Origin of the sequence: Pseudomonas knackmussii B13 (genome assembly GCF_000689415.1) — a bacterium.
Classification (GTDB): domain Bacteria; phylum Pseudomonadota; class Gammaproteobacteria; order Pseudomonadales; family Pseudomonadaceae; genus Pseudomonas; species Pseudomonas knackmussii.
Genome location: NZ_HG322950.1, coordinates 2642716 through 2654929, shown reverse-complemented (window position 1 = coordinate 2654929; position 12214 = coordinate 2642716). Strand labels below are relative to the sequence as shown.

12 protein-coding genes are annotated in these 12214 nt (G+C 67.2%); 2 read left to right on the top strand and 10 right to left on the bottom strand.

Features of this window, described 5'->3' with window-relative positions; all coding sequences use genetic code 11:
* Positions 1-4: 4 nt before the first annotated feature.
* Genes flgG through flgB form a run of 6 tightly spaced genes read right to left on the bottom strand, consistent with a single transcriptional unit; the run spans position 5 to position 4256 of the window.
* A complete protein-coding gene (flgG, locus tag PKB_RS12590; protein ID WP_043252179.1) occupies positions 5-790 on the bottom strand; it encodes a flagellar basal-body rod protein FlgG in 786 nt (261 codons plus the stop codon).
* 55 nt (positions 791-845) lie between these two features.
* Positions 846-1571: a flagellar basal-body rod protein FlgF gene (gene flgF, locus PKB_RS12585; protein WP_043252178.1), complete on the bottom strand. Its 726-nt coding sequence runs from the start codon at positions 1569-1571 to the stop codon at positions 846-848.
* A gap of 9 nt (positions 1572-1580) precedes the next feature.
* Positions 1581-2771 carry a flagellar hook protein FlgE gene (gene flgE / locus PKB_RS12580; RefSeq protein ID WP_043252177.1) on the bottom strand — a complete coding sequence of 397 codons (1191 nt, stop codon included), beginning with the start codon at positions 2769-2771 and terminating at the stop codon, positions 1581-1583.
* A gap of 23 nt (positions 2772-2794) precedes the next feature.
* Complete coding sequence (locus tag PKB_RS12575) at positions 2795-3457, bottom strand: flagellar hook capping FlgD N-terminal domain-containing protein (protein WP_043252176.1); 663 nt, start codon at positions 3455-3457, stop codon at positions 2795-2797.
* Positions 3454-3885, bottom strand: a complete 432-nt coding sequence (gene flgC, locus PKB_RS12570) for a flagellar basal body rod protein FlgC (RefSeq protein WP_043252175.1) — start codon at positions 3883-3885, stop codon at positions 3454-3456. Before flgC ends, PKB_RS12575 begins: the two co-directional genes overlap by 4 nt.
* A 2-nt stretch (positions 3886-3887) precedes the next feature.
* Positions 3888-4256 (bottom strand): flagellar basal body rod protein FlgB, encoded by a 369-nt coding sequence (flgB, locus tag PKB_RS12565; protein ID WP_043252174.1) that lies wholly within the window; start codon positions 4254-4256, stop codon positions 3888-3890.
* An 80-nt stretch (positions 4257-4336) separates the two neighbouring features.
* On the opposite strand from flgB, the gene flgA reads away from it, so the two are divergent.
* The gene (gene flgA / locus PKB_RS12560) at positions 4337-5137 is read left to right on the top strand and encodes a flagellar basal body P-ring formation chaperone FlgA (protein WP_242411226.1); all 801 of its coding nucleotides are present in this window, start codon (positions 4337-4339) and stop codon (positions 5135-5137) included.
* A gap of 492 nt (positions 5138-5629) precedes the next feature.
* Positions 5630-6097, top strand: a complete 468-nt coding sequence (locus PKB_RS12555) for a BRO-N domain-containing protein (RefSeq protein ID WP_043252173.1) — start codon at positions 5630-5632, stop codon at positions 6095-6097.
* 101 nt (positions 6098-6198) lie between these two features.
* Here PKB_RS12555 and PKB_RS12550 read toward each other — a convergent pair whose 3' ends face one another.
* From PKB_RS12550 to PKB_RS12535, 4 genes are read right to left on the bottom strand one after another with little or no spacing between them, the layout of a single operon-like run.
* Positions 6199-6795, bottom strand: a complete 597-nt coding sequence (locus tag PKB_RS12550) for an acyltransferase (RefSeq protein WP_043252172.1) — start codon at positions 6793-6795, stop codon at positions 6199-6201.
* Positions 6792-7529 (bottom strand): class I SAM-dependent methyltransferase, encoded by a 738-nt coding sequence (locus tag PKB_RS12545; protein ID WP_043252170.1) that lies wholly within the window; start codon positions 7527-7529, stop codon positions 6792-6794. Before PKB_RS12545 ends, PKB_RS12550 begins: the two co-directional genes overlap by 4 nt.
* Positions 7505-8665: a dTDP-4-amino-4,6-dideoxy-D-glucose aminotransferase VioA gene (gene vioA, locus PKB_RS12540; RefSeq protein WP_052355265.1), complete on the bottom strand. Its 1161-nt coding sequence runs from the start codon at positions 8663-8665 to the stop codon at positions 7505-7507. Before vioA ends, PKB_RS12545 begins: the two co-directional genes overlap by 25 nt.
* Before the next feature lie 11 nt (positions 8666-8676).
* Positions 8677-12213: a glycosyltransferase gene (locus PKB_RS12535; protein WP_422613529.1), complete on the bottom strand. Its 3537-nt coding sequence runs from the start codon at positions 12211-12213 to the stop codon at positions 8677-8679.
* Between the last annotated feature and the right edge of the window lies 1 nt (position 12214).

Below are 12214 nucleotides of genomic sequence, written 5' to 3'. Positions count from 1 at the left end.
GCGGTCATACGGTCTGGTTGAGGAACTGCTGCATGCCGGAGGCGGCGTCCAGCACCTTGGCGTTGGCCTCGTAGGCGCGCTGGATGGCGATCATGTTCACCATCGCTTCCACCACCTGCACGTTGGAGCCTTCCAGTACGCCCTGCTTGAGCGTCCCCAGGCCCTCCTCGCCCGGCGTGCCTTCCACCGGCTGGCCGCTGGCGACGGTCTCGCGGTAGAGGTTGCCACCCAGGGCTTCGAGGCCGGCCGGGTTGGTGAAGTTGACCAGGGTGATCTGGCCCAGCTGGGTCGGCTGGGTCTCGCCCGGCAGGATCGCGGTGACGGTGCCGTCGCTGCCCACGGTGAAGCTGCTGGCGCCGGCCGGCACCTCGATGTTGGGGATCAGCGGCAGGCCCTGGGCGTTGACCACCACGCCGTCGGAGTTGAGCTGCAGCTGGCCGTTCTCGGTGTACAGGGTGTCGCCGTTGGGCGCTTCGACCTGGAAGAAGCCGCGGCCGACGATCGCCAGGTCCATCGGCTGGCCGGTGGTCTGCATGCTGCCTTCAGTGAACACCTTCTGCGTGCCGGCGACGCGCACGCCGCTGCCCAACTGGATGCCCGAGGGCACGGTGTTGACCTGGTCGGCCTGGGCGCCAGGCTGGCGGTCGATGGAATAGAACAGGTCCTCGAAGACCACGCGGTCGCTCTTGAAGCCGTTGGTGTTGACGTTGGCCAGGTTGTTGGCGACCGCCGACAGCGCGGTGTCCTGCGCCGCCAGACCGGTCTTGCTGACCCAGAGTGCCGAACTCATGTAGATGCTCCTTCACGGCCGCGCCCTGCGCGGCCTCAAGTTGTACGGGTGGGCGTCAGTCGCGCAGCAGGCGATCGCCAGCGGACGCCATGTCCTCGGCGGCCTTCATCATCTTCACCTGGGTCTCGAACGTGCGATTCAGGCTGAGGGTCGCGGTGAGCTGGTCGATCGAGGACACGTTGCTCGACTCCAGGTAGCCGCTGACCAGGCGCACGTTGTCGGCGGCCTGGGCCGGCTGACCGTCCTTGCGCACCAGCAGGCCGGCGGCGTTCTTCTTCAGTTCGGCGGCCGGCGCGTCGACCAGCTTGATCTTGTCGACCTCGGTCATCAGGTAATCGCCGCGCGGCATCACCGAAATGGTGCCGTCCTCGCCGATGCTCACGTTGTCGTACTCGGGCAGCACGATGGGACCGCCCTCGCCCATCACCTGGCGGCCGTTGATGGTCAGGCGTCCCTCGCTGTCGACCACCATGCTGCCGTGGCGGGTATAGGCCTCGCCGTTGCCGTCCTGCAGGGCGATCAGGCCCTGGCCGCGGATGGCGAAGTCGAGGTCGCGGCCGGTCACCGTGAGGGTGCCCGGGGTCATGTCGACGCCGTCGTTCTTCACGGTTGCCAGGTGCCGGCTGTCGTAGCCGTAGCCTTTGATGTCCACCGCCTGGGCGCTTTCCATGTCGGCACGGAAACCCGGGGTATTGGCGTTGGCCAGGTTGTTGGCGCGCACCGAGAGCGACTCCAGGGTGCGGTTGGCGGCGGTCATCGCGGTGTAGGCAAGGCGGTCCATGGGTCAGCCTCAGATGGCGCCGAACAGCGCTTGGGTGAGTTCCTTGTCGGTGGTCAGCACCTTGGTGTTGGCCTGGTAGTTGCGCTGGCCTTCCATCAGGTCCACCAGCTGCGCGGTCAGGTCCACGTTGGAGCCTTCCAGGGCGCCGGCCACCAGGTCGCCGAACTGCCCGTTGCCGGGCGCGCCGACCAGCGCGCTGCCGGAGGACGAAGTCTCGGTCCAGGCAGTGCCGCTGACCGCTTTCAGGCCCTGCGGGTTGGTGAAGTTGGCCAGTACCACCTGGCCCTGCAGCAGGCGCTCGCCGTTGCTGTAGTTGACGTAGACCATGCCCTGGTCGTCGACGGTCAGGCCGGTCTTGTCACCCGAGGCGTAGCCGGTGGGGGCGTTGGTGGTCACCGCGAAGTCCGAGCCGTACTGGGTGGTGCCGGTGAAGTCGACGGCGATCGACAGCGGCGCCACGCCGCCGGGCAGGCCGGCGACGCTGAGGGTGGTCGGGGTGGTCGGCGAGGTCAGCATGCCGGCCGAGTCGAAGGTCAGCGCCTGGCTGCCAGCGGCGGTGCCATCGACGTAGTAGTTGCTGGTCCAGTCGTTGGCGGCGTTCTTCACGAAGTACTGGGTCAGGGTGTGCTGCTTGCCCTGGGAGTCGTAGATCTTCGTGGTGTAGGTGGAGTTGTAGCTGGCCTTGGTCGCCGGATCGAAGGGCGTGGTGGTCGGCACGGCTTCGTCGGCGTCGAGGTTGGCGACGAAGGTCAGCGCGTCGGTGGCCTTGGCCGGCAGGCTGGCGGGCTTCACTTGCAGATCGCCCACGGTGCCGGACTGCAGGTTGCCCGCGGCATCGGTCATGTAGCCCTGCAGGCGCTGGCCGGAGGCGTTGACCACGTAGTTGGCGTTGTCGGTGTTGAACACGCCGGCGCGGGTGTACTGCGTCTCGCCGGTGCCGCCCTTGACCATGAAGAAACCGGCGCCGGAAATCGCCAGGTCGAGGTTGCGGCTGGTGTTGGTGATGCTGCCGCCGAGGCTGATGCTCTGGGTGTTGCCGAGCACTTCCACGCCCATTGCCTGGCTGTCGGCGTAGACGCTGCCGAACTCGGTGCGCGAGGACTTGAAGCCGGTGGTGCCGACGTTGGCGATGTTGTTGCTGACCGCGTCCAGTTTCTCGCTGACTGCGTTCAGGCCGGTCAGGGCGATGTTGAAGCTCATCTGGGGTTGCTCCTAGGAAGGGCTCAGGCAGCGCCGCTGCCGAATTCGACGATGTTGTAGAAAGGCACGGAACCCACGCCGTCAACGTCCAGCACCGGGCCATTGCTGCTGACCCGCACGTTGCTGACCTTGCCGCCGATCTCGACCTTGGGCTTCTCGCCGCTGCTGGTCTGCACCTCGACGGCGTACTTGCCCGGCGCCAGGCCGAGCTTCTCGGGATCGACGGTGAACATCACGGTGCCGGCCTCCTGCGGGCCGAGGGCGACCTCGGTGACCTCGCCGGTGGCGCTGCTGGTCAGCTTCAGGGTGGTGCTGGTGGAGGCGTGCTCCAGCTGCACCTGGCCGTCGATGGCGGCGGCGTCCAGGCTCAGGCTGTCCGCCGAGACCATCACCTGGTGGCCCACCAGCCCGGCTGCGGTGAGGTTCTGCAGGTTGTCGGCGAGCACCAGGCTGTTCTTCTGGATGGTGTTGAGGTTCTCCAGGCTCTGCACCTGCGACAGCTGCGAGTACTGGTTGACGAACTGGGTGCTGTCCACCGGGTCGGTCGGGTCCTGGTACTGGATCTGCGCGACCATCAGGCTGATGAAGTTGTTCTGCAGCTGGCTGACGTCCGTCAGGTTGGCAGTCGGGTTGCTGCTGGTGCTGTCCGTGGAACTGCCGGACGTGGTGCCGTTGACGGTGGTCATGCCTCTTCTCCGAGCTTCAGCAGGCCCTGCTGCATGCTGCGTACGCGGTTGAGGACGTCGACGCTGTTCTCGAAGCTGCGGGTGGCCGACATCATGTCGGTCATTTCCTCGATCTCGTTGACGTCCGGGTAGAACACGTAGCCGTCGCGGTCGGCCAGCGGGTTGTTCGGCTCGTAGCGGCGTTGCGGCTGGCGGCCGGAGGTGACCACATCCATCACCTGCACGCGCGCGCCGCCCATGCCGGCGCCGCGGGTCAGCTCGTCGTTGCCGTAGACCGCGGCGAACATCGGCTTGCGCGCCTGGTACACGGCGCTCGCGCTGGAGGCGGCGGAATCGGCGTTGGCCAGGTTGCTGGCCACGGTGTTCAGGCGCACGGTCTGCGCGGTCATCGCGGAACCGGCGATGCGGTAGATGGAATCCAGTGCCATGGTCAATGTCCTTCGATGGCTTGCTTGAGGCCGCGGAACTGCATGCCGAGGAAGGTCAGGCTGGTCTGGAAGCCCATGGCGTTGCGCGAGAACTCGGCCTGCTCGACACCCTGTTCGACGGTGTTACCGTCTTCGGACGGCTGGTTGGGAATGCGGTACTTCAACTGCGCCGGGCTGTCGGCGGACACCAGGTCGGCGTCGGCGCCCTGCGGATCGAGGCGCTGCATCTCGCCGGCGAAATCGATATCGCGGGCGAGGAAACCCGGGGTGTCCTGGTTCGCCAGGTTGGCGGCGAGGATTTCGCTGCGCTCGCCACGCACCTGCAGCGCGCGAATGTGCACGCCCAGCGATTCTTCTACCCGTATGCTCATCGTTCGTGTCTCCGGCCTGACTCTTGCTGGGATCCCCTTCAGCAGGAACCGTGCCTATCTTGAGAACAGCGAGCAAAACCTTGATTTCATTGACTTTCAGCCAGCAGGAAGGACAACAGGCACAACGCCGCCTTCCGCTTTCGCGTCGCCCGGCGACGGCAGGCGGAAAAGCCATTTCCGCCCTCTTCCTCCTCTTCGCCGGCCTCTGCTGCGCGCCGGTGAGCGAAGCTGCCGACGGCGTGCGTGCCCAGGTCGAACAGGCGGTGAACGCACAGCTTTCCTCACAACTGGCCGACGAGGCACAGCGCAATGGCTGGCAAGGCGCCCGCAGCCAGTTCAGTCACGAACTGCTTGGCGCGCTGCCGCCGACACCCTGCGCCACCCCGCTGCAGGTGCTGCGCCGCAGCGAAGAGCCTTCGGCATTAGCCCGCCAGCGCTACGAAGTACGCTGCGGCGATGGCTGGTCGCTGGTGGTCAGCAGCCAAGCGGAGGTCTTCCTGCCGGTGCTGGTGACCGGCGCCGTGCTGGAGCGCGGCCACACCCTGGAAGCCGGCGACCTGCAGCTAAAGACCCAGAACATCGCCCGCGCCCACCACGGCTTCTACGTACGCGCCGACCAGGTGCTCGGCCAGGCCCTGCGCCGCCGAGTGCGCGCCGGCCAACTGCTGACCCCGGCGCTGCTCACCGAGGCCGCGCAGGTAAAGCGCGGCCAACAAGTCCGCATCAGCGCCAGCCGCGACGGCATCCAGGCGAGCATGCCCGGCGAGGCGATGGCCAACGGTCAGCAAGGCGAAGTGATCAAGGTGCGCAACCTGAGCAGCCAGAAGGTGATCCAGGCCAAGGTGATCGACGCCGGAGTGGTCAGCAGCACCTTCGAATGAAGAAAGGGGCAACGTATCCGTAGGATGGCGTTGAGCGAAGCGAAACCCATGCTGCATGTGGTCGTCCGCTCCAATGACGAACACAGCACGAACGTCACCGGCGACCGCATGGGTTTCGTGCCTCAACCCATCCTACGGTTTCCAGCCCAGCCCCGACGTGGCTGCGGCAGGCGAGAAAAAGGCTCGTGCCGCCTACCAGGCGAAATTTCCTACGCTGTAACTGCATTGCGGTCCTACAAGCTCTCTGCGTAGTTTTCGCCCGCCGCGATTTTCGCGGTCAGGTGTGGAAACCTGAGCTATTACCTACGCGCCATAGCAGAGAGGGTCAGGCCTTAAACAAGCCGGGCCTTCTCTGGCTGTCTATGGCGGACCGTGCAAGGCGGGCTTCGGCCCGGCCGGTCTGGTAATAGCCGGTTTTCCACCCTTGCACGGTCCGCCTCCCCTCCCGGCATTCCGGTGGCGGCTTCTTGAATACAGCAAGGAGCGACAGCAATGAGCCCTTCCGATTCCGTCCTGATTCCCTCCACTTTCCTGCGCTACCACCGCCAGCTGCGCGTCGTGTTGATCGAGCGCCAGGCCTGGTTCGTCGCCCGCGACCTGGCGCGGCTGACCAACAGCCACGTCACCGAACGGGTGATCCATCGCCTGGACCCGGACCAGCACCGCAAAGCCCTGCTGATGGGGCCGCGAGGCGCAGCCGAAGAAGAGCTGCTGGTCAGCGAGAGCGGTGTCTACGCGCTGCTGGCGGTCAACTTCTACCACCCGGAAAACCGCAGCCTGCGCCAGTGGCTGAGCAACGAAGTGATACCGGTGCTACGCGACGAAGAGCAGCACAACCAGCACTTGCCGCGCCGCCGTTATGGCCAGGCGTTGGGCCGCGAGCTGGGCCTGCTGGACTGGCAAGGCACGCTCTGGGTGCGGGCGAAGGACGCGCTGACGCTGCTGGAAACCAGCCCGTAGGCTGGGCTGGGCCCATTGCTCCTGCGAAAAGCAGCATCCCGCGCCCTCCTCTGCGCGTCATCCCCGCGAACGCGGGAACCCAGAAAACCGAGCGCCACCTTTCAGCCGTAAAGCGCCCGCATATCTGGCGGCACCAGCGGCTCGAAGGGTCGCTCGGCCATCAGCTCGCGCTCCAGGCGCAGGATGGTTTCCGACTCGCGCTCCTTCAGCCGTCGAACCGGATTCCCCAGATACACGCCCCAGGGTTCCAACGATCTGCCTACCAGTGAGTTGGCCCCCACCGCCGTCCCCTCGCCCACATGCACACCGGGCATGACACTGCTATTGGCGCCGATGATGACGTGCCGCCCTATGTGCACCACCGAACGCTGAACCGGACGATATTTCGCCGGCACGGTGGGATTGGTCAGGCCGCCGCCCAGGAAGTCTTCGCTGCCGGCGATGATGCGCACGCCGGACGACAGCCCGGCAAAATCCTCCAGCACCACGCTGCCGCCGGAAATGGACGTGAACGAGGCAATGTGCACATAGCTGCCGATGTACACCGGCGCGGTGGCGTAGATCAGCACGAAGTCATCGATGATCACGTTGCTGCCGATATGGATGTGTTCGCAGCCGATGATCTTCGCGCCGGGGAAGATGCGCACGTTCTCGCCGACGTGCTTGAAGCCCATGCGACTCACGTCGAGGCAGGTCATTCGGCGCCTCCTGGTTTGCGGCCAATGTAGAGCACCGATTGCTCGGTGATGCCGTGCTGGCGGAACACCCCTTCGCCGAACGTTGCGCTGTTCAGCTCGAGCACCTCGAAACCGCCCCGACGCAGGCGCGCCAGGTAGTCCTCGCGGGCATACATGCGCACATGGTCGTCCTGGCCGAAGCGCCGCCAGCGCTCGTTGACGTCGTCGACGGCGGGGTCCTCGTCGGTTGCGTCCCGCCCCAGCAGGATCGGCACCATGAGGATGGCCGCGCCGCCCGGGGCCAGCACCCGGTACAGCTCGGCGATGGCCTTGGCGTCATCCGGCACGTGCTCCAGCACATGCGAGCAGAGGATGAAATCGAAGGACGCATCGGCGTAGAGCGCCATGTCGGTGATGTCCACCTGGTCATCGGCCAGCGGCGAACAGAGGTCGGCGGAGCGGTAGTGAACGTGGTTCAGGCCGCTGAGCAGGCGCGACAGGGCCGGCGCCGGCGCGATGTCGAGAATGCGCATCGGCTGCTCGCCGCCCCACTGCAGGCAGGCACGCACGAAGAGCGCGTAGAGCCGCTCGCGGTCCGCCGCGCCGCAGCTCGGGCAGCTGTACTGGCCGACATTCAGCGTCTCGAAGTCTTCCAGCGAATAGTCGACCTCCAGGCGGTTGAACAGGCGCACCAGGTTATCGGGCAGGGGCAGGAAATTCGGCACCTGGCTCAGGCACAGGGAACACTGACGCATGGGGCTTGGCTCGCGAAGGCTGGAATGGCGCAGGCACGCAGCACGTCGATCACGCGCTGTTGCTGCTCGTCGGTCAGGTCGGGGTAGATCGGCAGGCACAGCACCCGCTCGGAAATGCCGGCGGCCACCGGCAGGTTGCCGCTTTGCGCCGAAGGCAGGCCGCGGTACATCGGGAAATCGGAGATCAGCGGGTAGAAATAGCGCCGCGCGTGGATGCCGTGTTCGCGCAGCCGCGCGTAGAGCGCATCGCGGGACAGCGGGTAGCCGTCCTCGACCAGGATCGGGAAGTAGGCGTGATTGTCCCGCGCAGCCCCGTCGCGCGGCAGGCAATGCAGGCCGGCCACTTCGCCGAGCGCATCGCGGTACTGGCGGTCGAGTTGCCCACGACGCTCGATGGCAGCATCCACGTGCTTGAGCTGGAGCATGCCGAAGGCGGCGTTGATCTCGCTCATCTTGCCGTTGATGCCCGGCGCCGCCACCGTCACCTCGTCGACGAAACCGAAGTTCTTCAGGTGGTCGATGCGCTGCTTGGTCTTGGCGTCCGGGCAGACGATGGCGCCGCCCTCGAAGGTGTTGAACACCTTGGTGGCGTGGAAGCTGAGGATCGCCAGGTCGCCATGGCGCAGCACGCTGCCGCCGGCGTCGCGCACACCGAAGGCATGCGCGGCGTCGTAGATGACCTTGAGGTTGTAGTTGTCGGCGATGCGCTGGATCGCCTCGACGTCGCACGGCCGGCCGTAGCAGTGCACCGGCAGGATCGCCGTGGTCTGCGGGGTGATGGCCGCCTCGATCTGCCGTGGATCGAGATTGAGCGAGTGCGGGTCGATGTCGACGAACACCGGCTTGATGCCGTTCCACAACAACGAGTGCGCCGTCGCCACGAACGAGTACGGCGTGGTGATCACCTCGCCGGTGATGCGCAGCGACTGCAGCGCCGTGACCAGCGCCAGGGTGCCGTTGGCGAACAGCGCGATGTGCTCCACACCCAGGTACTCGCACAACGCCTTTTCCAGCTGCTGGTGGAACGGGCCGCCATTGGTGAGGATGCGTCGCTCCCAGATTTCCTCCAGGTACGGCAGGAACTCTTCCAGCGGCGGCAAGTGCGGCTGGGTGACGTAGAGGGTCTTGTCGGTCATGGCAGTCTCCCTCAACTCGGCAGCCAGGCTTGCAGCCAGCGCTCGAGGTTGGCGCCCTCGAGCATGTAGTCGCGGCGGATGGCCGCTTGCAGCTCGTCCCCCATGCGCGCGTTGGCGTCGAGGTCGGCCAGGTGCATGCGGATGGCGTCGACCCAGTCCTTGAAGCGGTTCTTCACCCGCGTCACCGGCAGCTCGCCCTGGTAGCAGCGCACGTCGCTGGCGATCACCGGGAAGCCGCAGACACCGTACTCCAGCAGGCGCAGGTTGCTCTTGCACTCGTTGAACAGGTTCTGCTCCACCGGCGCCAGCGCCAGGTCGAGGTTCAGCGCCGCCAGCGCCGCCGGGTAGCGGGCGATGGGGATGCCGTGATGGAACTCGTGCACGTAGGGGCGCAGCTTCTCCGGGCACATGCCGAAGAACACCCACTCCACTTCGTTGGCCAGTTCCTTGACCACGTCGGCGATCAGCTCCAGGTCGCCGGTGTGGCTGGAGCCGCCGGCCCAGCCCACGCGCGGCTTGGCCGAGACGCGCCGCTCGCTCTTCAGGTCGCCCCACCACAGTGGGTCGAGGCAGTTGCGCATCACCCGCACGTCGCTGTGCAGGTGCCCCAGGGCCTCGGCCAGCGGCTCGGTGGAAACCACGAAACGGTCGACGTAGGACAACCCGCGACGCAGGTAGCGGGTCATGTCGCTGGACACGAAATGCTGGCGGTGGATGCTCTTCATCGGCACGCCGGGCAGGTAGTCGTCCAGCTCGTAGACCTTGAAGGCGCGGGAGAATGCCTGGTAGCGGCGCATCGCTTCCAGGCGCTGGTCGCCCAGTTGGCGCTGCAGCAGGATGATGTCCGGCTGGTAGCGCTCCAGGCTCGGCACGTCGAGCAGGGTCAGCGACATGCTGCCGTCGAGCGCGCCCTCGGCACGCAGCGCGTTGAACGGCTGGATCACCCGGTAGTGGCCGCAGCCATGCAGGTCGCCGGGGTGCGCCAGCAGGCTCGGCACCGGCTGCCAGCCCTGCAGCGGACGCCAGGCCCGCACCGGGTCGCCGAGGGTGTAGCCCTGGTCGCCGCCGAGGGCGAAGCCGGCGTTATAGGAAGGGTCGCGCGCCAGCAGCGGCAGCCAGCGCTGGAACATGGCGTCCTCTTCCTCGACGCTGGCGGCCGGCTGCGCGGGCAAGTCCATCATCAGGTACGCGCGCGGCGTCCAGACGTTCAGGTAGCCGGCCTGCTGCAGGCGCAGGCACAGATCCACCGCCGCCCAGCGCGCCAGCTTCGGCTCGCGCTCGAAGCCACCGGCCTCGAGGAAGAGCGCCTTGCGTAGCAACAGGCAGTCGCCGCTGAGCGCAGCGTGGTTCTGGTCCACCAGCAGGCGGCTCATGTAGCCCGGCGCATCCATCGCGGCGCCGTGGAAGGCGCTGCCCACCGGCGCGCCCAGGCCGAGCAGCAGTCCGCCCTGGCGCACGGTGCCATCGGCCGCCAGCAGCTTGCCACCGACCGCGCCGACCTCCGGACGCAGGCCGTGGTTGAGCAACTGCTGCAGCCAATCGCGCTGGAGGATGCCGGCGCCGGCGCCCAGCCAAAGCAGGAAGTCGCCCCTGGCCGCCTGCGCCGCCTCGTTGCAGGCCGCCTCGCGACCCTCACCGACCGGCTGGCGCAGCACGCGCAGGCGCGCCTGGCCCAGGCCCTCGATGCCGCGCAGCCAGGCACAGGTCTCGGCGTCCTGGGCACCGACGCAAACCAGCAGCAGTTCGTAGTTCGGGTAGGCGGTCTGCTCCATCAGGGTCTGCACGCAGCGCTGCAGCCGGCCCAGGTCACCCTCGACGACCACCAGTACGCTGACGGCCGGGGCCGAGGCATGCCCGTAGTCGATTTCGTAGCGCCCCGGATAGCGCGATTGCACCTGCGCCTGCGGATAACCGCGCTCGCCGAGATGGCGCTGCAGCACCCGGCGCTCATCGGCGCTATCGGCCAGCGGCGGATGCTCGGCGAGCAGCAGCGGCTCGCTGATGTGGCCGAACGAGGCGAGACCTTCGCGCTCGATCAGGCGCAGCTGGTAGTCCAGCTCGAAGGCCTCGCCCGCTGCCTCGTCGAAACCGCCGGCCGCCTGCAACGCCTCGCGACGGAACAACCAGTGGCGCGCCAGGCCGGCGGGGAAGCTGAGCAGCAGGTCGAGGTTGACGTCCGGGCGCAGGGCCAGGCCGAGATCGCCCTCGCCGACACGCAGCACCTCGTCGGCGTATGCCGCGCGGCAACTGTCCGGGGCTTCGAGCAGATCCAGCGCTGCCACCAGCAGGCCGCCGGGGGTGAACTCGACTCCGGCGTCTGCGATCAGCAGCCAGTCGCCCGTGGACGATGCCAACGCACGGTTGACCGCCCTGACCGGCGCCTCGCCCGCCAACGGCAGGCACTCGACGCCCAGCCCGGCCAGCCGTTCCGGCGCATCGCTCAGCACCCGCACGGCGTAGCGCCGGTAGCCGTTGCGCTCGGCCAGGCTGTCCAGGCTGCACCGCACCCTATCGGCAGCGCCAAGAAGATCGAGCAGCAGAATCTCGATCAGCGGACCGCCGCCCCGTTCCGCCAGGCGCTGGTCGATCAGCCGCTGCTGGGCTGGGGTCGGCTGGCGAACGCCCAGCCAGGAGGCCAGCGAGAAACCGCCATGTCCGGCCGCCTGGGCGATGGCCGTGAGCAGGTCGACGCTCCTGAACGCACGCGTCTTGACCCGGGTAATGGGCGCCACTTGCAACCAGTGACAGGTCGCGACCGGTCGATTCCAGCCGAGATCACGCAGCGCCTGCTTGAACTGCTCGTGGCACGAGAGCCACAGCGAGGGATCGTCGCGCCCCTGCTGGGTCACCTGGCTGGCAGTCACCCGGTAGTCCATCAGCGGTTCGGCGAGCAGCGCCAGGTGGCCATTGCGCAGGAGGTTCACGTACAGCGCCAGGTCGCCGACCCAGGAGATGCGCTCACCGTTGAGCGACATCAGCTCGTCGCCCAGCGCCAGCAGGTCGCTGCGCCGGCAGAGCACGGCACTCGGCTCGCCGATGAAGTTGACCAGGTGCTCGGCGAAGAAGCCGCCAACGTCCTGGCCGTCGATCAGCACGTCGCCGGCGAAGGGGAAGGCCGTCTCGCGAATGTCGGGCAACGGTGCGCCGGCCTCGTCGATGCGGCGGCGCCGCGAACTGGCGAGCACGACATTGCTCTCGCGACGCATCACATCCAGCAAAGCCTCGACACAGCCAGGCGCGAGGCGGTCATCGTCATGGAGGAACTTGATGTACTCGCCGCTCGCCAGCGCCACGCCGGCAGCTGTGTTGAGACGCTCGCCGAGGGCCTCGGCATTGCGCTTGTAGACGATGGGAAAATCGGCCTGGGCGCGGAAGTCGTCGACCAGCGCGCGCACCGCATCGCTGCGGCAGTCGTCGGAAACCACCAGCTCGAGCGGCCGGTAGGTCTGCAGCAGCACGCTGCTCAGGGCATCGGCAAGGAAGTCGGCGCGATACGCCGGGATCACCACGCTGACCAGCGGGCCGGCTTCGTTGGAGTGACTCAACACA

Coding starts and splice junctions, on each gene's coding strand:
- flgG (WP_043252179.1), bottom strand. CDS start 790: ATGAGTTCGGCACTCTGGGTCAGCAAGACCGGTCTGGCGGCGCAGGAC.
- flgF (WP_043252178.1), bottom strand. CDS start 1,571: ATGGACCGCCTTGCCTACACCGCGATGACCGCCGCCAACCGCACCCTG.
- flgE (WP_043252177.1), bottom strand. CDS start 2,771: ATGAGCTTCAACATCGCCCTGACCGGCCTGAACGCAGTCAGCGAGAAA.
- PKB_RS12575 (WP_043252176.1), bottom strand. CDS start 3,457: ATGACCACCGTCAACGGCACCACGTCCGGCAGTTCCACGGACAGCACC.
- flgC (WP_043252175.1), bottom strand. CDS start 3,885: ATGGCACTGGATTCCATCTACCGCATCGCCGGTTCCGCGATGACCGCG.
- flgB (WP_043252174.1), bottom strand. CDS start 4,256: ATGAGCATACGGGTAGAAGAATCGCTGGGCGTGCACATTCGCGCGCTG.
- PKB_RS12555 (WP_043252173.1), top strand. CDS start 5,630: ATGAGCCCTTCCGATTCCGTCCTGATTCCCTCCACTTTCCTGCGCTAC.
- PKB_RS12550 (WP_043252172.1), bottom strand. CDS start 6,795: ATGACCTGCCTCGACGTGAGTCGCATGGGCTTCAAGCACGTCGGCGAG.
- PKB_RS12545 (WP_043252170.1), bottom strand. CDS start 7,529: ATGCGTCAGTGTTCCCTGTGCCTGAGCCAGGTGCCGAATTTCCTGCCC.
- vioA (WP_052355265.1), bottom strand. CDS start 8,665: ATGACCGACAAGACCCTCTACGTCACCCAGCCGCACTTGCCGCCGCTG.